Annotated in this window: 15 protein-coding genes; 13 read left to right on the top strand and 2 right to left on the bottom strand. The window is 63.6% G+C overall.

Going from position 1 to position 18,134, the window contains the following annotated elements; genetic code table 11:
• The first annotated feature begins 336 nt into the window (after positions 1 to 336).
• Entirely contained in the window at positions 337 to 882 is a 546-nt protein-coding gene (locus ACMFWR_RS13725) for a hypothetical protein (RefSeq protein WP_413192194.1), read from the top strand.
• A 98-nt stretch (positions 883 to 980) separates the two neighbouring features.
• On the opposite strand, the gene ACMFWR_RS13720 is transcribed toward ACMFWR_RS13725, so the two are convergent.
• Complete coding sequence (locus ACMFWR_RS13720; RefSeq protein WP_413192193.1) at positions 981 to 1,859, bottom strand: flagellar brake protein; 879 nt, start codon at positions 1,857 to 1,859, stop codon at positions 981 to 983.
• Positions 1,860 to 2,190: 331 nt separating this feature from the next.
• Entirely contained in the window at positions 2,191 to 2,991 is an 801-nt protein-coding gene (locus ACMFWR_RS13715) for a helix-turn-helix domain-containing protein (RefSeq protein ID WP_413192192.1), read from the bottom strand.
• 260 nt (positions 2,992 to 3,251) lie between these two features.
• On the opposite strand from ACMFWR_RS13715, the gene ACMFWR_RS13710 reads away from it, so the two are divergent.
• The 12 genes from ACMFWR_RS13710 to dxs all read left to right on the top strand — a co-directional run bounded on the left by ACMFWR_RS13710 (position 3,252) and on the right by dxs (position 18,132).
• Positions 3,252 to 4,748, top strand: a complete 1,497-nt coding sequence (locus tag ACMFWR_RS13710) for an alpha-glucosidase/alpha-galactosidase (RefSeq protein WP_413192191.1) — start codon at positions 3,252 to 3,254, stop codon at positions 4,746 to 4,748.
• Between the two features lie 120 nt (positions 4,749 to 4,868).
• On the top strand, positions 4,869 to 6,125 hold the full coding sequence (locus ACMFWR_RS13705; protein ID WP_413192190.1) for an ABC transporter substrate-binding protein: 1,257 nt from the start codon (positions 4,869 to 4,871) through the stop codon (positions 6,123 to 6,125).
• A 92-nt stretch (positions 6,126 to 6,217) separates the two neighbouring features.
• The gene (locus ACMFWR_RS13700; RefSeq protein WP_413192189.1) at positions 6,218 to 7,198 is read left to right on the top strand and encodes a carbohydrate ABC transporter permease; all 981 of its coding nucleotides are present in this window, start codon (positions 6,218 to 6,220) and stop codon (positions 7,196 to 7,198) included.
• A complete protein-coding gene (locus ACMFWR_RS13695) occupies positions 7,195 to 8,040 on the top strand; it encodes a carbohydrate ABC transporter permease (RefSeq protein WP_413192188.1) in 846 nt (281 codons plus the stop codon). The genes ACMFWR_RS13700 and ACMFWR_RS13695 overlap by 4 nt, the downstream gene beginning before the upstream one ends.
• A gap of 447 nt (positions 8,041 to 8,487) precedes the next feature.
• Positions 8,488 to 9,195, top strand: a complete 708-nt coding sequence (locus ACMFWR_RS13690; RefSeq protein WP_413192187.1) for a CDP-alcohol phosphatidyltransferase family protein — start codon at positions 8,488 to 8,490, stop codon at positions 9,193 to 9,195.
• The gene (locus ACMFWR_RS13685) at positions 9,192 to 9,959 is read left to right on the top strand and encodes a 2OG-Fe(II) oxygenase (RefSeq protein ID WP_413192186.1); all 768 of its coding nucleotides are present in this window, start codon (positions 9,192 to 9,194) and stop codon (positions 9,957 to 9,959) included. Before ACMFWR_RS13690 ends, ACMFWR_RS13685 begins: the two co-directional genes overlap by 4 nt.
• Entirely contained in the window at positions 9,956 to 10,948 is a 993-nt protein-coding gene (locus ACMFWR_RS13680; RefSeq protein WP_413192185.1) for a lysylphosphatidylglycerol synthase domain-containing protein, read from the top strand. The genes ACMFWR_RS13685 and ACMFWR_RS13680 overlap by 4 nt, the downstream gene beginning before the upstream one ends.
• Before the next feature lie 32 nt (positions 10,949 to 10,980).
• Positions 10,981 to 11,757 (top strand): NTP transferase domain-containing protein, encoded by a 777-nt coding sequence (locus tag ACMFWR_RS13675; RefSeq protein WP_413192184.1) that lies wholly within the window; start codon positions 10,981 to 10,983, stop codon positions 11,755 to 11,757.
• Positions 11,754 to 13,472, top strand: coding sequence for a phosphoenolpyruvate mutase (gene aepX / locus ACMFWR_RS13670; protein ID WP_413192183.1), 1,719 nt, complete (start codon positions 11,754 to 11,756; stop codon positions 13,470 to 13,472). Before ACMFWR_RS13675 ends, aepX begins: the two co-directional genes overlap by 4 nt.
• Entirely contained in the window at positions 13,465 to 14,658 is a 1,194-nt protein-coding gene (aepY, locus tag ACMFWR_RS13665) for a phosphonopyruvate decarboxylase (protein ID WP_413192182.1), read from the top strand. The genes aepX and aepY overlap by 8 nt, the downstream gene beginning before the upstream one ends.
• 14 nt (positions 14,659 to 14,672) lie before the next feature.
• Positions 14,673 to 15,764, top strand: a complete 1,092-nt coding sequence (locus ACMFWR_RS13660; RefSeq protein ID WP_413192181.1) for a 2-aminoethylphosphonate aminotransferase — start codon at positions 14,673 to 14,675, stop codon at positions 15,762 to 15,764.
• Between the two features lie 451 nt (positions 15,765 to 16,215).
• The gene (gene dxs / locus ACMFWR_RS13655) at positions 16,216 to 18,132 is read left to right on the top strand and encodes a 1-deoxy-D-xylulose-5-phosphate synthase (RefSeq protein ID WP_413192180.1); all 1,917 of its coding nucleotides are present in this window, start codon (positions 16,216 to 16,218) and stop codon (positions 18,130 to 18,132) included.
• Positions 18,133 to 18,134: the final 2 nt, after the last annotated feature.

Here is an 18,134-nt window from a genome sequence, read left to right as displayed (position 1 = left end):
GGGTTGACGATGAGGCGCACGCGATGCAATTCGACGCGAACTGCGCTGACGAACACGTTACGAATGCGTATGCTATCTGAACAACGCATCTTTCCTATATTCGACCCGCGCGAACGACCGTGCGACGCGGGTTGCCGCCGTGCCGATGCGAAATCGGACGTGCGGTTTCGAAAGACGGGGCGTTTTTGCCACCGGAAGATATGTCATACGTGTGGGGAGGGCCATACGGCTTCGGTGCTGCCACCGGACGGTCGCGATCGCTCGCGATACCGGGTTCGGCGGCGGAGTCGTTGCGTGTAACGCGCCTGACCACGCGGCTATCAGGTGAGGACGTGTATGTGGACCTTTTCATCCCGCGATCGCCATCGCATCGCCCCGCAGCCGCTGGGCGCCGGCCTCGACAAGGCTGCGGCAGGTGACGTCTCCCTCAGTGCGCGCGCGCCGCGTGCGCTACGCAGGGCCAGGTCCGCACGAGCAGACGGCATGATGATCGCCGGGCGCACGTCGCCCCGGCTCGCACAAGCCTCGGTGATCGCTGTCTGGCTGTGGTCGATGATCGAATTGCCTGCCGAACTCACGGTCGATGCGTCGATCGTGCAGACATTCGCGCTGGCTTTGTCGAAGATCTGCCTGACCTTGCTTGCCTATGCGGTGCTGATGGGCAAGGGCTATGCGCGAAAGATCTTTTTGTTCGTCTGCTGGCTCAGCATTCTCGCGATCGCGCCCGACCTGCCGCTGCAGTTTCGCTACGACCGCTCCGGCTTCATGCTGTCGGTGATCGAATGTGTGCTCAAGGGACTCACCATTATCGCGTTCGCGCTGCCGAGCCTTGAATACAAGGTGCGGTTCGACGATCCCGCACACGCTGAAGCGCGGCATTGATCGGCTAGCGTGGCGTGAAGCGCGCGATGGGATGCGCGCTGCCGCGTAGCGGTGGCGGCCCGTCTCCGACGGGCTTGATCCACCGGACCGGTGATCGGCTAGCGTTCGAGTTCCGACTGCTCGAGCACGTGATACGACAGCAATAGCCGATCGTGCGCGCTGAGGTCCTGCAGATGCAGGCCGTAGCTCACGTGTCCGGGATTCTCGTCCCGGCGCACGTGACGCACGCGCCCGTGCAGGTCAAGCATGTGATCGCGCCCGATCGTGTGAATGCAGAACGATACGCGGATCACGTCGTTGATCGCCGCGAGCCCTTCGCGCGCCGACAAATTCAGACCCGATGCGCTGAGGTTCCTGATGATGCCGAACTCGCTGAGCGCATTGGTCGGCGCGTGGCCAACGAGCGCGAAGAAGCGCACCCGCGCGCGCAACGCCGAGCGCGCCCGCAAGCGCGTAATCGGACCCGGTGGTGAGAGCAGCACATAAGGAAAAGGCTGGCGGAACGTGCTCTGCACGGTGCAGACGAAGCCGAACACCGCGCGCCGCGAAACGTAGACGGCGTTCAGACGTTCGCCAAACACGAGATCAATGTTCTGGCCATCGGTCGTCGGCGGTGTGATGAAGATCGAATCGTTGGGCGCCACACCAATGACGCGGCAGCCCAGCGCGCCCAGGCCGGTGGACTTCGACGGTTGCAGTCGGAGCAGCGCGCCGATCTCGAGTCCCAGTTCCTGTCCCGTCGCCGGGCCGGTACCTGCCGGACTGCGCGCGGTTGTCGCTCCGCTCGCAGCGGCCGTTGCCGGGATCACGTCGGCCGGATCGGCTTCGTGCGGTGGCACCTGTGTCAGCGGACCGAACTGCTCCAGCAAAAAACCGCGGGCCGTTTCGTCCGGAATCACGGTGCCTGCCTTGAGCACGACCACGCCGCGTGTATCCGCGAGATCCTGCCGGAGTGGCTCGCCGAAGGCGATGTCCATGCCGTCGTCGTGATCGCCGGCGATCGGCGTTTCGTTCTGTGTCGGTTCGATGTCAGCCCCCTCACGCAGTGCGCGGCGGCACCGCAACAAAGATTGGTCTGCTGAATGGTCAGGCAGGGCCAGTTAACCACGGCAACCCCGTGCTAGACAAGTCGCGGAGCCATAGGAACGCGTTGCATACGGTGTGCCTGATTGCATTGGCATACCGCGTGGTTGCGTTCTCGGGTGAGGGACCGCCGGGTCACTGGCGGTCAGCGCGCAAGCCACGCGAGGTACGCGTGGCACGTCGCAAGCGATACGCCGCAACAGATACGGGGTGCCTACCGTGAGGTCACGCTCTGGGCGCCGAATACATCCCCGTGCTGCGAAACTGCGACGGGCTGATGCCGTACGTGCGCCGAAACACTTTGGCAAAGTAGTTGGGGTCCTCGAATCCACAGTGCGTGGCGATGACCTTGACGCTCAACGTGCCGCTCGTGAGCAGTCGCGCGGCCAGCCGCATGCGCTCGAGCTGCACGAACTCCGCCGGCGAACTGCCTTCGCTTGCCGCAAACACGCGTGTGAAATGCGCACGCGACAGACCCGCCAGATCGGCAAGCGCCTGCACATCGAGGTCGCGCCCGAGGTTCTGGCGGATATGCGCGACGACACGCTCGGTCGGCCGATGTGCGGGGCTGCCGCGCTGCACTTCGTGAGGACCCAGCACATCGTCGTACAACGCCATCGTGGCGGTGTAGGCGAGCGCGGATGCGCGGCCGGGTGCTTCATGCGCAAGCTCGTCGAGTGCCAGGCAGCATTGCGCAAGATGGTCGACGGTCGCGGACTGTAGACGGAACACCGGACCGACCGCGGCGAGGATGGCCTGATGCAGGCGCAAGGCCTCGCGCCCGGTCATCGCAATCCAGAAGAACTCCCAGCGTCCGCCCTGATCGACCCAGTACCGGTGCGGATGCGGCACGACGACGAGCATGGTCTCGCCGGGGCGGATCCGGTAGCTGTGACGCTCGTAGTCGAGGCGTCCTTCGCCGGCAATGCAGTGCTGGAGCACGGAGAACGGCATCGAGCCACGACGGCGCCCGTCCCAGTCGTAGCCGGGCCCATCGGCGATCTCGAAGCCCGTGCTGGTCGGCATCACATGCAGCCGGTCGCGCCGCTGGGGCAGCGATATGGGCCGCCCGAAGGGGCCGCGGTCAATCAGATTCTGCAGCACAAAATTACCCCTATCCGCACAGTTTCCCTCTGTTCAGGCACCGTCCCGCGCGCTCAGAATGTCGGCAGACCCGTCCTTGGCAGCACGCCGAGACGCGCGGGCCCGCAAGCAAGCATCCAGCGCCCGGCGCTGCAGCACTGCGTCGGAGCACTGCCTGACTCACCAGCAAGAGGGAGAGTATTTTGACGGCTCCATTCAAGATCGCGATTATCGGTGCGGGAAGCGTCGGATTTACCCGCACACTTGTCAAGGATTTACTCAGCGCACCGGCGTTGCAAGACATCGAAATCGCGCTGACCGATATCAATGAACACAATCTGTCGATGATCCGGCAGATTCTCGACCGCATCGTCGAAGTCAACGGATTCCCGACGCGCATCACGGCCACGACGGATCGCCGGCGCGCGCTCGAAGGCGCGCGTTATGCGATCAACTGCGTGCGCATGGGTGGCCTCGAGGCGTTTGCTGATGACATCCGGATCCCGCTCAAATACGGTGTCGACCAGTGCGTCGGCGACACGATCTGCGCGGGCGGCATCATGTACGGACAGCGCTCGGTGCGCGCGATTCTCGACTTCTGCGAGGACATCCGCGCCGAGGCCGACTCCGGCGTACGTCTGCTTAACTACGCCAACCCGATGGCGATGAACACCTGGGCTGCAATCGATCATGGCGGCGTCGACACGATCGGGCTGTGTCACGGTGTGCAGCACGGCTGGCGGCAGATCGGCGAGGTGCTCGGCGCCGAGGATCCTCACGACGTCGAGTACATCTGCTCGGGCATCAATCACCAGACCTGGTACGTCGACGTTCGATACAAAGGCCGCCGTGTGACGCGCGACGAACTGATCGAAGGCTTCGAACGGCACCCCGTGTATTCGAAACAGGAGAAGGTACGCATCGACGTGCTCAAGCGATTCGGCGTGTACTCGACCGAAAGCAACGGGCACCTGTCCGAATACCTGCCGTGGTATCGGAAGCGGCCCGAAGAGACGCAACGCTGGATCGATCTCTCGGAATGGATTCACGGTGAAACCGGCGGATATCTGCGCGTGTGCACCGAAGGGCGCAACTGGTTCGAAGAGGAGTTCCCACGCTATCTCGCCGAGGCCGACACGCCACTCGATCCTGCCAAGCGTAGTGATGAGCATGCGAGCCACATCATCGAGGCGCTGGAAACCGGCAAGGTGTATCGCGGCCACTTCAACGTCAAGAATCGCGGCCTGGTGACAAACCTCGCGCAGGATGCGATCGTCGAAACGACCGGCTTTGTCGATCGCTTCGGGCTGAACATGGTTGCCGGCATCACGCTGCCCGATGCGTGCGCGACGATCTGCGAAGCATCGATCAATGTGCAGCGCATGGCAGTCAAGGCCGCGATCCACGGCGATGTCGACATGCTCAAGCTCGCGATGCTCAACGATCCGCTGACCGGTGCGATCTGCACGCCCGACGAGGTCTGGCAGATGACCGATGAAATGCTGGTCGCGCAGGCGAAGTGGTTGCCGCAGTACGCGCATGCGATCGATGCAGCCAAGGCGCGTCTGGCGAAGAGCACGGTTGCGACACGCGACTGGCAGGGGGCGGCGAGCATGCCGGTGCGCTCGGTCGAACAGATGCGCGCGGATCGCGAAAAGCGTCGCGGCGGTGTCGCGCCGGACCAGCAGGTCGTGGCATAGCGCAGTCGCCATGCTCCGGTGTCGTGAGTCGGGCGCCGTGAGTCTGACCTTCGTCGAAGCGGCGCGCAGGCCTTGCACGTGGCTTCACGCATGCCCATAAGAAAACATGGAGACAACACAATGAGACTGTTCAAGATCGGGCTGCTCGTCGGCTCGTTGCTCGCCGGCTTGTTTGCGACCCAGGCGTTCGCGGATCCCGTGACGCTGCGATTCTGGGTCGCATGGGATCCGCAGCAAGCCGATGCGATCGCGGCGACCAAGCAGATCGCGTCGTTCGAACAGTCTCATCCGAACATCAAGATCGATATCCAGAACATCGCCTTTGGCGCGCTGCATGACAAGCTCATCACGTCGATTGCCGGCGGCGATGCACCGGACCTGAGCTGGGGCCTTATCGAATGGCTCGGCGAACTCAATCGCATGAACGCACTCGTCGATCTCACGCCCTACGCGGCGAAGTGGCCCGATCGTGCGCAGATCTATCCCAATGCACTCGCGGCGGTGACGATCGACGGCAAGCTGATGGCGCTCCCGCATTACCTTGGCATCCGTGGCTTGCTTTATCACGAAGACATGCTGCAAAAGGCCGGCATATCCGCGCCGCCGAAGACATGGGATGAACTGGTCGCCGATAGCCAGAAGATCAAGCAGGCGACGGGAAAATACGGCTTCGGTATTGCGGGCACCGGGGTGCGTGCACCGCAGGAACTGTTGATGTATCTCGCACAGAGCAACGCGACACTCGCCAAGCGGATGCCTGACGGCAAATACCGCAACACCTGGGGCGACGATCCGAAGGAGCTCGCGAATGCGACGCAGGTCTTTGCGTTCTACAAGACGATGCTCGACAAGCAGCTCATCTCGCCCGAGGCCAGCAGCTGGGGCTATGAAGAAGAGGACACCAACTTCTCGCTCGGGCAATACGCCATGGTGGTCAACGGGTCGTGGATGAAGAACCGCGCCGAGCAAAACCCGGAGACGATGAAGGACGTCAAGATCGTCGCACCGCCGTACAGCCAGAAGCCGGCGACGTTCTTCGAGATCAACCCGTTCTTCGTCTACAAGGGCAAGCATCAGCAGGAGGCGTGGGAGTTCGCGTCGTTCATGTTGAGCAAGGAGTATCAGAGCGCAGTGCATGGCGAGCGCTCGCCGCGCATGGACGTCGTCAGCCAGACGAAATGGGGCAAGGACTTTACGGTGCTTGCGCCGACCGGTGTGGGCTTCCCGCCGGTTGCACTCGGGTCGATCACGCGCGCGATGGAAGAGTCGATCGGTCGTGTGTTGCTCAAGAAGGAAGATCCGCAGTCGGTGGCGATGTGGCTCTCGAAGGCGGTCAACAAGGCGTTGCGGCAGTCGGGTGAGCTCAGCGGAAGCTGAGGGAGTGATGTGCCGGACCGATGCGCGGTCGCCTGACCGCGCATCGAGATGTGTGATCAGGTGTGGTCAGTTCTGTTGAGGGACGATACTTCATGAGACGCATTGCCCTGGATGTTCAGGTCGACGTACCGTCGCGCAGCACGCGCAAGTCCGGCCGCCGTGCGCTGAGCCGCACAGCACGGATACATCGGGCGGCCTGGCTCTTCGTGAGTCCGGCCGCCGTGTTCTTTCTGGTGCTGATTGCGTTTCCGCTGGTCAGCGTCGTGTGGCGCAGCCTCCATTTCGCGAGCCTGACCAATCCATCGGTAACGGGCTTCGCGGGCCTCGAGAACTTCCGCACGATTCTCGACGACGATACGTTCTGGCCTGCGTTGCGCAATACGACGGTCTGGACGGCGCTGTCGGTCGCCGGCGAGTACTTCCTCGGCATCGTGTCGGCCGTCGCGCTCGCGCAACCCATACGGGGAAGGGCGCTGTTTCGCGGCGCCATCATCATTCCGTGGGTGATTCCGATCGTCGTCGCCGGGCTCGACTGGACTTGGATGCTGACGCCGGACTACGGCGTCATCAATCTGTGGCTCGTCAAAGTCGGCCTGCTCGACCATGCGAGGTTCTGGCTCGGCGACATGAGCACGGCCTTGTTGACGGTGACGTTCGTCAATATCTGGCGCAGCTTCCCGTTCTACACGCTGAGCCTGCTCGCGGCGCTGCAGGCCGTGCCGCAAGAGTTGCACGAAGCCGCGGCGATCGATGGTGCAGGCGCGATGCGCCGCTTTGTCTCAATCACGTTGCCACACCTGAAGACCGTGTCGCTGACGCTGATCTTCATCCACATCATCTGGACGGCGATCAACTTCGACTTCATCTGGGTGATGACCGAAGGCGGCCCGCTCAACGCGTCGATCACCGTGCCGATCATGATCTATCGCTACGCAATGCAGGACTACGACATCGGCGCCGCGTGCGCGCTCGCGACCATGTCGATGGCCTTTATGGCTAGCGCGTTCTTCGTGTACTACTACGGCGCGGTACGTCGCAGCCGGCCTCGGCGCGTACAGGGAGGTGTGCAATGATCGTCGGAAAGACCGAGCGTCTCGCGGGCACGTCACTCACCTATGCGACGCTGACCGTGCTCACCGTGTTTTGCCTGTTTCCTTTTTTGTGGATGCTCGATACGGCGTTCAAGCCGGTCGAAGAAATCCGCAGCGTCGCACCGAGTTTTCTGATCGCCAATCCGACGCTCGAGAACTTCCGGCACGTGCTCGTCGACAGCCCGTTTGTCGCGTACTTTCGCAACAGCGCGATCGTGGCGGCGTTTGCGACGGTGCTGACTTTGGTTGTGTCGACGTTCTCGAGCTATGCGTTGAGCCGGTGGCCGCGACTGCCCGCATCGCGTACGGTGGGCGCCGCGCTGCTGGTTTCGCAAATGATTCCGGGTGTGCTGTTGCTCGTGCCGATCTATGTCGTGATGCGCACGCTCGATTTGCTGAGCACCTACGCGTCGCTGATCATCGTGTACTGCACGTTCATGATCCCGCTCGCAACGTTCATGCTCAAAGGCTTCTTCGATGCCGTGCCCGGCGAGATCGAGGAGGCCGCCGAGATCGACGGCTGCGGGCGCATCGGTTTTATCTGGCGCGTGCTGCTGCCCTTGTCGGTGCCGGGCATTGTGGCGACGGGCGCGTTTGCGTTTGTCGCGGCCTGGAACGAGTTCATGTTCGGCTATGTGCTGATCAATGACGATGCGCGGCGCACGCTGACGCCGGGCATCATGATTTTCAAGGGTTCACACGTGACCGACTGGGGCGGGCTGATGGCGGCCTCGGTGCTGGCCGTCGTGCCCGTTGCGCTGTGCTTCGTCTATATCCAGCGCTTTCTCGCCGGCGGCTTGTCGGCGGGTGCCGTCAAGGGTTGAAAGGACGGCGGGAGATGGAGTGCGACGTCGCAGCACGTCGCAACTCCAACACGTCTGTGCTTCGTTCGAGGCATTCGAGGCATTCGTGGCGGTCGAATGGCGTTTGAGTTAATTCCTCAAAATAAAACATAACGACGCAAAACGCCAAATCATTGCGCCGATGCGCCATGAGTTTTAACAAGTATTTAAAGTGCCCTTATCGGTTCAAAGCGAGCAATAAGGGGATGAATGATTGAAAATCGGGAGGCTTTCAAGTCATTGTGGATTCGGGAATACGGTATTTCCGAGTCGCGCGATACGCCATTTTTCGGTTCGGCATCCTGACGGGAATCGCGTGTAAATCCAATACGTTGCGAGTGCAATGGGTATTAAAAGTAGGTGCCCTACAAGTTGCCTTCTGGCACCATGCGGGCTGCAAGATTTTTTCCAAGGGTATATATTCCCGGGATGAAAAACCTACCGGACCCATTGTCCACCGCCGCCATCGCTGCATCGGCCCCTGCCAGGCCCTGGGATGCGCGCCTCGCGCGGTGGCTCGTGACACCCCTCCGACATACCCGCATCACGCCGAACCACCTGACCACATTGCGTTTGCTGATCGGCACGCTGTGCGCGATCGCATTCGGCGCGGGCGGCTATCGCTTTGCGAATCTCGGCGCCGTGCTGCTCGTGCTGTCGAATTTTGTCGACCATACGGACGGAGAGCTCGCGCGCATCAGCGGCAAGACGAGTCGCTTCGGTCATTTTTACGATCTCGCCTGTGATGCGTTTGTCACCGTGGCACTCTTCGTCGGCATCGGCGTTGGTATCGGTGCGACGCACGGATCGTTCGCGCTGGCGGGCATCGTGATTCCCGCGCAGGGCCTGGGCTGGATCGCGGGCATTGCCGTCGCACTGATTTTCTTTCTGCGCATGCAGATCGAGGAGCGTGAAGGCAAAGCCGGCACGAAGCAGGCATCGATCGGCGGCTTCGAAACGGAAGACGTCCTGTATCTGATGCCGCTCGTCACGCTGTTCAACGGCACGCAAGGTTTCCTCGTGGCCGCGTCGATCGGCGCGCCGCTGTTCGCACTCTGGGTGGTGTGGGACTACGTGCGCGTGGTGCGCCGCGCGTCGCCTGCCCGGCAGCCGGGCGAGTACGAGGGGGCGCGATGAACGCAGCAGTCGACGACCTGCGTCTTGCTCCGCGCGACGCGCAAGCGCCCATCCTGGTCGCGTTGCCCCAAGCGGTACCGGCCCAGGCGTTTCGTGAGCAGGGCGCGTTTCTTTACCTCGACACGTTTCTGCCCGCCGATGTCACGGCGAAGCTGATCGCCGGGGTCAACGCCGTGCGCGGCTCGGTCAATCGCAACTACATTCCCGGGCACAAGCAGGGTGGCAGCGTGAGCCGGCATACGATCGACGAGCTCGCGCCCGCGATCGCCGAACTGTATCGCTCGCCTGTGCTGATCCGCTGGCTCGAGACGTTGTGCGGCGAACCGCTGCAGCCGTCGCCCGAAAACGATCCGCACGCGTACGCGCTCTATTTCTACACGAAGCCGGGCGACCACATTGGCTGGCACTACGATACGTCGTACTACGAAGGGCGCCGCTACACGCTGCTGCTCGGCGTGATTGACGAATCGTCGTGCTTCCTCGAGTACCGTCTGCACACGCGCGAAGACAACGTGCCGATCGTCGAGGATGCTGTCCAGATTCCGCCGGGCGGCCTGGTGTTCTTCGACGGCGACAAGCTGCATCACCGGATTACGGCGCTGGGCGAGAACGAGGAGCGCGTGTCGCTGACGTTCGAGTACGTGACGAACCCGCATATGCGCCCGTTCCAGCGTTTCGTGTCGAACATGAAGGACGCCATCGCGTACTTCGGGTTCCGGCAAGTGTTCCGGCAGATGCTGGGCAAGCGGACAAGGCGGGCATGACACGCGCGGCCATGTTTTCGTTGTCGGCCGGACTGGCGCTCTTTATCGGGTTGCTGGCCTGGCAGGGCTTTACTCCGCTGCTCTCTGCGCTGTCGCTGGCCGGGTTCGGCATGCTGGCTGTCGCCGTGTATCACCTCGTGCCGCTCGTGCTCGATGCCGGCGCGATTCACGTGCTCGCTCCGCGTGGGCAGACGCTGTCCAATGCGATTCTGGCGCGCTGGGCCGGTGAGTCGGTCAACAGCCTGCTGCCCGCCGGGCAGATCGGCGGCCCTGTGCTGATGGTGCGCCGGCTCTCGCAGCTTGGCGCGCCGACGGTCGAGGCTGCCTCGGTCATCACGGTCAGCACCACCATGCAGACCGTCGCGCAGGTGCTCTTCTCGCTGATGGGCCTCGTCGTGCTCGGCGCGCACGCGGTCTCGCGCGACTCCGATGTGCTGTGGATCGCGGGGGCATCCGTCATCGCCGTGCTTGCAGCCATGACCTATGGCTTCTACCTCGCGCAGCGTCGCGGGCTATTCGGGTGGCTGTCGCGCCGCGTTGCGAAGTTCGGCGCGGGGCGTGACTGGTCGACCTTGCTGAGCGGCGCCGACGCCGTCGATGCGCGCGTGCATACCCTGTATCGCGAACGCGCAAAAGTGGTCGCCAGCTTTGTGCTGAGCGTGGTCGGCTGGGTCGTCGGTACCTTTGAAGTGTGGTTTGCGCTGCACTTGATCGGGCATCCGGTCGACTGGAGCGACGCGTTGCTGCTCGAAAGCCTGGGTCAGGCGATTCGCGGTGCGGCATTTGCGATTCCGGGCGCGCTTGGCGTCCAGGAGGGCGGCTACCTGCTGCTCGCGCCGCTCGTGGGCTTGCCGCCCGAGGCGGCACTTGCGCTCTCGCTGATCAAGCGGGCGCGCGAATTGTTGCTCGGCCTGCCGGGGCTGATCTATCTGCATTTTTCGGAACGCGGCTGGCGGCGTAGCGCCGCGCGCCTGCAGACGACTGAATAGCCGTCACACAACATACGATTAGGGGAAAACCAATGCGCGCGATCATCCTCGCGGCGGGTCTGGGTTCACGTCTATTGCAGACCGAAGACCGGCTCAGCCCGAAGTGCCTGCTTCGCTTCGAGGGCATGACGCTGCTCGAGCGCCATCTGCGCCTGCTGCGCGCCCAGGGCGTCGAAGACATCGTGCTGGGTCTCGGCTTCGAGTACCAGCAAGTCGAGGCCGAACTCGACCGGATGAACTGGACGCCGCGTCCCGCCATCACGATCAATTCGCAGTACACGCTGGGCAGCGTACTCACCGTGCATACGGTTGCAGATGCGCTAACCGCCGGCGGCGATGTGTTGCTGATGGACGCCGACGTGCTCTACGACGAACGCGTGCTCGCGCCGCTCGTCGCGGGTGCATCCGCCAATCGCCTGCTGATCGACCGCGCCTTTGAAGAAGGCGACGAGCCCGTCAAGCTTTGCGTGCGCGACGGCGTGCCTGTCGAATTGCGCAAGCAGGTCGCCGCCAATCTGGCATTCGACACGATCGGCGAGTCCGTCGGCTTTTTCCGTTTGACCGAATCCGCTGCGCGGCGCTTTGCCGACATCGTCGCGGGCTATATCGACAGCGGTCGCGCCAACCTTCCCCATGAGGAAGCCGTCCGCGATCTGCTGCTCGAGCAGCTCCAGACACCCACGCATGCCTTTGACGTTGCCGACGTCACGGGCGCGCCGTGGATTGAAATCGATTTCCCGAACGACGTCGTCCGTGCTGCCGACGAAGTCCTTCCGCAACTTGAACCGCTTCCGCTGGTGACTCAATGAACGCTCCCGATACTTTCAAGCCTGTTCCCGCCACGCGCGCCCGCCGGCTGCGCGACATGCTCGTCAGCCCGCAGCTCGAATTCCTGATGGAAGCCCACAACGGCCTGTCGGCCCGCATCGTCAAGGAAGCGGGTTTCAAGGGCATCTGGGGCTCCGGTCTGACGATCTCGGCACAATTCGGCGTGCGCGACAACAACGAGGCAAGCTGGACGCAGGTCGTCGACAACCTCGAGTTCATGGCGGATGCGAGCGATCTGCCGATCCTGCTCGACGGCGACACGGGCTACGGCAACTTCAACAACATGCGCCGCCTCGTGCGCAAGCTCGAACAGCGCGGCATCGCCGGCGTGTGTATCGAAGACAAGGTGTTCCCGAAGACGAACAGCTTCATCGGCGGCGAGCGCCAGCCGCTCGCCGAGATCGACGAGTTCTGCGGCAAGATCAAGGCCGGCAAGGATTCGCAGCTCGACGACGACTTCTCGATCGTGGCGCGCGTCGAGGCGCTGATCGCAGGCTGGGGCATGGAAGAGGCGCTCAAGCGCGCCGAAGCGTACCGGCTGGCCGGCGCCGACGCGATCCTGATGCACAGCAAGCTTTCGCGTCCCGACGAAATCCTGACGTTCGCGCGTGAATGGGCTGGCCGTTCACCGATCGTGATCGTGCCGACGAAGTACTACAGCACGCCGACCGACGTGTTCCGCAAGGCAGGCATCAGCACCGTGATCTGGGCGAATCACCTGGTCCGTGGCGCAGCTTCGGCGATGCAGTCCGTGGCCAAGGAAATCTTCGAGAGCGAAACGCTCGTCAATATCGAAGACCGCGTTGCGACGGTCGACGAGATTTTCCGCCTCCAGGACGCTGACGAATACACGGAGGCAGAACGCCTTTACCTGACGTCGTCGCAGGCGCCGCGTTCGGCCGTCGTGCTCGCGGCAAGCCGCGGCGCGGGCCTCGAAGCGCTGACGGAAGACAAGCCGAAGGTCATGTTGCCGGTTGCCGGCAAGCCGCTGCTGCGCTGGATGGTCGACGGCTTCAAGAAGCAGGGCGTCAACGACATCACGGTCGTCGGCGGCTATCGCGCGGATGCCATCGACACCGCGGGCATCAAGGTCGCAATCAACGAGCGCCATGCCGAAACCGGCGAACTCGCATCGCTCGCCTGCGCGATCGACAAGCTGCGCGACGACACGGTCATCTCGTACGGCGACCTGATGTTCCGCAGCTATATCCTGCGCGACCTGCTCGATTCGGATGCGGACTTCTGCGTCGTGGTCGATTCGTCGGCGACGACGCCCGAAGGCGAAGGCCTCGCGCAGACGAGCAGCACGACACGCGATCTCGCGTTCTGCTCGGGCGCCGACACGCGCGACCTGTTCGGTCAGCGCGTGACGCTGCAGCGCGTCGCGCCGGCCGTCAACCCGATGGAACCGCAGCGTGTCGACGGTCAGTGGGTGGGCCTGCTCAGCGTGCGCGGCAAGGGCCTCGAACGCCTGCAGGCGATGGTCGCGAAGCTGCGCACACGCAAGGACTTCGACAAGCTCGACATGCCGGCGTTGCTCAATGCGCTGGTCGCGTCGGGCGAACAGGTCGAGGTCGTCTACGTGCACGGCCACTGGCGCAACGTCAACGACCTCGAAGACTTCCGCCGTGCGGGCGACTTCGCGCATGCGCAGACGCCGTTCTCGGCTCCGGCTGCGGGGCAGGCCAATGATTGAAGCCCACCAGTTTGTCGATGCCGCGCGCGAGCGGGGCTTCGACTGGTATGCGGGTGTGCCGTGTTCGTACCTGACGCCGTTTATCAACTACGTGCTGCAGGATCCGAAGCTGCATTACTACTCCGCGGCCAATGAAGGCGACGCGGTGGCATTGATTGCGGGCGTGACGCTGGCCGGCAAGCGTGGCGTCACGATGATGCAGAACTCGGGGCTCGGCAATGCCGTGAGTCCGCTGACGTCGCTCACCTGGACGTTCCAGCTGCCGCAGTTGCTGATCGTGACGTGGCGCGGCCAGCCGGGCGTGCCCGATGAGCCGCAGCACCAGCTGATGGGTCCGATCACGCCGCAGATGCTCGAAACCATGGAAATTCCATGGGAGACCTTCCCGACCGAAGCTGATCAGATCGGTCCGGCGCTCGATCGGGCGATCGCGCATATGGATGCGACGGGCCGGCCCTATGCGCTCGTGATGCAGAAGGGCAGTGTCGCGCCGTATGCCCTGAAGTCCGAGGGGAATCGTACGCGTCCCGCGCACACACCGGCGCGCCCGACGTTCAAGGGTGTGGCGCCGCAAGCGCTGCCGTCGCGAACGGAAGTGCTCGCGCGCGTGATCGAACACACGCCCGTCGAGAAGACGGTTGTGCTCGCATCGACCGGTTTCTGCGGACGCGAGCTTTATGCGCTCGACGACCGGGCCAACCAGCTGTACCTCGTCGGATCGATGGGCTGCGTGACGACCATTGCGCTTGGCCTCGCGCTCGCGCGCCCGGACTTGCGCGTGGTCGCGCTCGACGGCGACGGTGCGGCGCTCATGCGCATGGGTGCGATGGCGACGCTTGGCGCGTACGGTCCGTCCAATCTCGTGCACCTGCTGCTCGACAATGCCGCGCACGACTCGACCGGCGGGCAGTCGACGGTTTCGCCGAACGTATCGTTCGCGGCCGTCGCCTCGGCCTGCGGTTATGCGCTGGCGATCGAAGGCGACGATCTGTCGCTCGTCGACCAGCTGTTCGATGCGAATGCCGTCGACGGTGTGCGCTTCGGCTGCGTGCATACGCGCCCGGGTTCGCCTGATGGCCTGCCGCGCCCGAAGGTCACGCCCGTCGAAGTGCAGGCCCGCCTTGGCCGTCACATCGGCGGCCAACACGATGCAACGTCGCAGGCCCACGCGCCTGTGGCTTCCTAGTCTGGAGCGCCTTGATGCTGTTATTGAATCCCGGTCCGGTGACGTTGTCCGAGCGTGTGCGCAAGAGCCTGCTGCAACAGGACCTGTGCCACCGCGAAGAGGAGTTCTTCGATCTGCAGGACGAAGCACGTGCACGCCTGCTTGATGTCTATGGCCTCGACGAGCAGGAGTGGGCGGCTGTCCTGATGACGGGTTCGGGCACGGCGGCCGTCGAAAGCATGATCGCCTCGCTCGTGCCGGAAAACGGCCGGCTGCTCGTGGTCGAGAACGGTGTCTACGGCGAGCGCATTGCGCAGATCGCCAGGCAGTACCGGATCGATTACGAAGTGGTGCGCCACGACTGGATGAGCGCGCCCGACTTCCATGCGATCGTCGGCCGTCTCGATAGCGCGCAGCAGCGCTTCACGCACGTCGCGATCATTCACCACGAAACGACCACGGGCCGTCTGAACGACCTGGGCAAGCTTGCCGATGCATGCGTCGAGCGCGGTGTCGGCCTGCTGGTCGACGCGGTCAGCAGCTTTGGCGCCGAAGCGATTCACTTCGCGCATGCCGGCCTCGCCGCCGTCGCGGCGACGGCCAACAAGTGCCTGCATGGTGTTCCCGGCGCGGCATTCGTGATCGCGCGTCATGGCGCAATCGAACGCGCGACGAGCCGCACGTATTACCTCGATCTCGCGCGCCTGGCCAAGCTTCAGGCGCAGCGCAACACGCCCTTCACGCCGTCGGTGCATGCCTACTACGCACTCGTCGAAGGGCTGCGTGAGCTCGAAGACCAGGGTGGCTGGGAAGCCCGCCATGCGCACTATCGCGCGCTGGCGGATCAGGCAGCCAAGGGTCTCGCTGCAATCGGGATCGCACCGGCCCTGTCCGCGGGGCACAGCTCGGTCGTACTGCGCTCGTATCGATTGCCCGCTAATCTCACTTATGCGCAGCTTCACGATGGCCTCAAGGCGCAGGGCTTTGTGATCTATGCGGGGCAGGGCGGGCTGTCGTCGGAGATCTTCCGCATCTCGACGATGGGCAACATCGAGGCTGCCGATATCGATCGCCTCGTGGAGTCGGTCGCACGCCTGGTCGGCAAGGTCGCTTCGGCAGCGGTCTGAATCGACGCGGCTCGCGGGCGCTCGTGCGTTGGGCCATGACAGGCGCAGTGTGCATGTGCTGCGCGTGTCGTGTCCTTGCGACCGCATTGGCCTGATGCCGCCGAAGAGGGCTCACAAGGTCCTCAGCATGCTTAGGGATGTTCGGATTTCGTAACGATTGGTTCGGCATGTAACGGCCCGGCGTTGTCTTGGTACAACGCCGGGCCGTCGTCCAACATCGCGCAAGAAGGCGGGGTGAAGGCGCTTTTCAGGCCATGCCGCACGTCCTGTTCGTGGTTGACCGGCGTCGTGCGTTGCAACGACCTGAGTGTGCAAATCTTGCCGGGGACTGTGCATTCGCGCTTTGGACGTATAGGCTTGAGTCATCGGACCGGGGCGCGGTTGCCCGGGTTCGATCCGATGGGCTAGCGGCTCGTTGCTCAGCGCCGCGTTGCAAGGGATGAATAAGACCATGCACAAAGTGCTTCCCACGATCGACCATCCGGCTCAGCTTCACGGGCTCTCTCGCGCAGAGTTGCAGCAACTGGCCGGTGAACTTCGCGAATTCGTACTCGACAGTGTGTCGCGCACGGGCGGTCACCTCTCGTCGAATCTCGGAACGATCGAGCTGACAATCGCCTTGCATCATGTGTTCAACGCCCCATTCGACCGCATCGTCTGGGACGTCGGGCATCAGACGTATCCCCACAAGATCCTGACGGGGCGTCGGGCGCGCATGTCGACGCTGCGCCAATGGGGCGGCATATCAGGCTTTCCGCGCCGCTGCGAGTCCGAGTTCGATGCATTCGGCACCGCGCATTCGAGCACGTCGATCTCCGCCGCGCTCGGCATGGCCGCGGCCAGCAAGCTCAACGGCGACGACCGGCGCGTGGTCGCGGTGATCGGCGATGGCGCGCTGACCGCCGGCGAAGCCTTCGAGGCGCTGAATAATGCGGGTGTCAGCGACGTTCCGTTGCTGGTGATCCTCAACGACAACGAGATGTCGATCTCGCCGCCGGTTGGCGCGCTGAATCGTTACCTCGTCCGACTCGTTTCGGGACGTTTCTATACGGGTGCCAAGGAGGGTGTGCGCAAGATGCTGCGCAAGTCGCCTCCGATGCTCGAACTTGCGCACAAGATCGAAGAGCATGCGAAGGGACTCGTCACGCCGGCGACGATGTTCGAGGAGTTCGGGTTCAACTACGTGGGCCCGATCGACGGGCACGACCTGGATTCGCTGATCCCGGCGCTCGAGAATCTCAAGCGTCTCGACGGCCCGCAGTTCCTGCATGTGATTACTCGCAAGGGGCAGGGCTACAAGCTCGCAGAGGCCGATCCGGTGCTGTATCACGGCCCCGGTAAATTCAATCCGCTCGAAGGGATCAAACCCGCCGCACCGCGGCGAACCTATACCGCGGTGTTCGGCGAATGGCTGTGCGACGAAGCCGAACGTGATGCGCGTGTGATCGGCATTACACCCGCGATGCGCGAAGGCTCCGGGCTCGTGGAGTTCGAACAGCGCTTTGCGGATCGCTATTTCGATGTGGGCATCGCCGAGCAGCATGCCGTCACCTTCGCGGGTGGCATGGCGACCGAGGGGCTGCGTCCGGTCGTGGCGATCTATTCGACTTTCCTGCAACGCGCCTACGATCAGCTGATTCACGATATCGCGCTGCAGAATCTGCCGGTGCTGTTCGCGATCGATCGCGCGGGCGTCGTCGGTGCGGATGGCGCGACGCACGCGGGCGCCTACGATCTTGTGTATCTGCGCTGCATACCGAACATGACGGTGATGGCACCCGCTGATGAAAACGAGTGCCGTCAGATGCTGCATACGGGGCTTCAGATCACCGGCCCCGTTGCCGTGCGCTATCCGCGCGGTGTGGGCCCCGGCGTCGCCGTATCGGCAGCGCTGACGGCCTTGCCGATCGGCAAGGCGGAGATCCGCCGGGAGTCGGCTGCGTCGGCCGGTGCGAGGATCGCGATCCTGTCATTCGGATCGATGCTCGCACCCAGCCTTAAGGCGGCCGCGCAATTCGATGCGACGGTGGCGAACATGCGCTTCGTCAAGCCGCTCGATGCCGCGCTGGTCAAGCGGCTGGGCCAGACCCACGACCTGATCGTCACGGTTGAAGAAGGGGCGGTCATGGGCGGTGCGGGTTCCGCATGCATCGAGGTGCTCGCGGCCGAAGGCATCCGCGTGCCGGTCGTGCAGCTTGGCCTGCCCGACACATTTATCGATCACGGCGATTCGGCCGAGCAGCTTGCGTCAGTGGGTCTCGATGCCGACGGCATCGCGGCGTCGATCAAGCGCGCGATTCGCGACAAGCTCGCGAACCCGCCGGTGAGGGCAGCGACGGGTTCGGGGCAGCGGGTCACGGCCGGCTAGCG

This window comes from Pararobbsia alpina, assembly GCF_965118125.1.
GTDB classification, from domain to species: Bacteria; Pseudomonadota; Gammaproteobacteria; order Burkholderiales; family Burkholderiaceae; genus Pararobbsia; species Pararobbsia alpina_A.
This window is presented reverse-complemented; position numbering and strand designations above follow the sequence as displayed.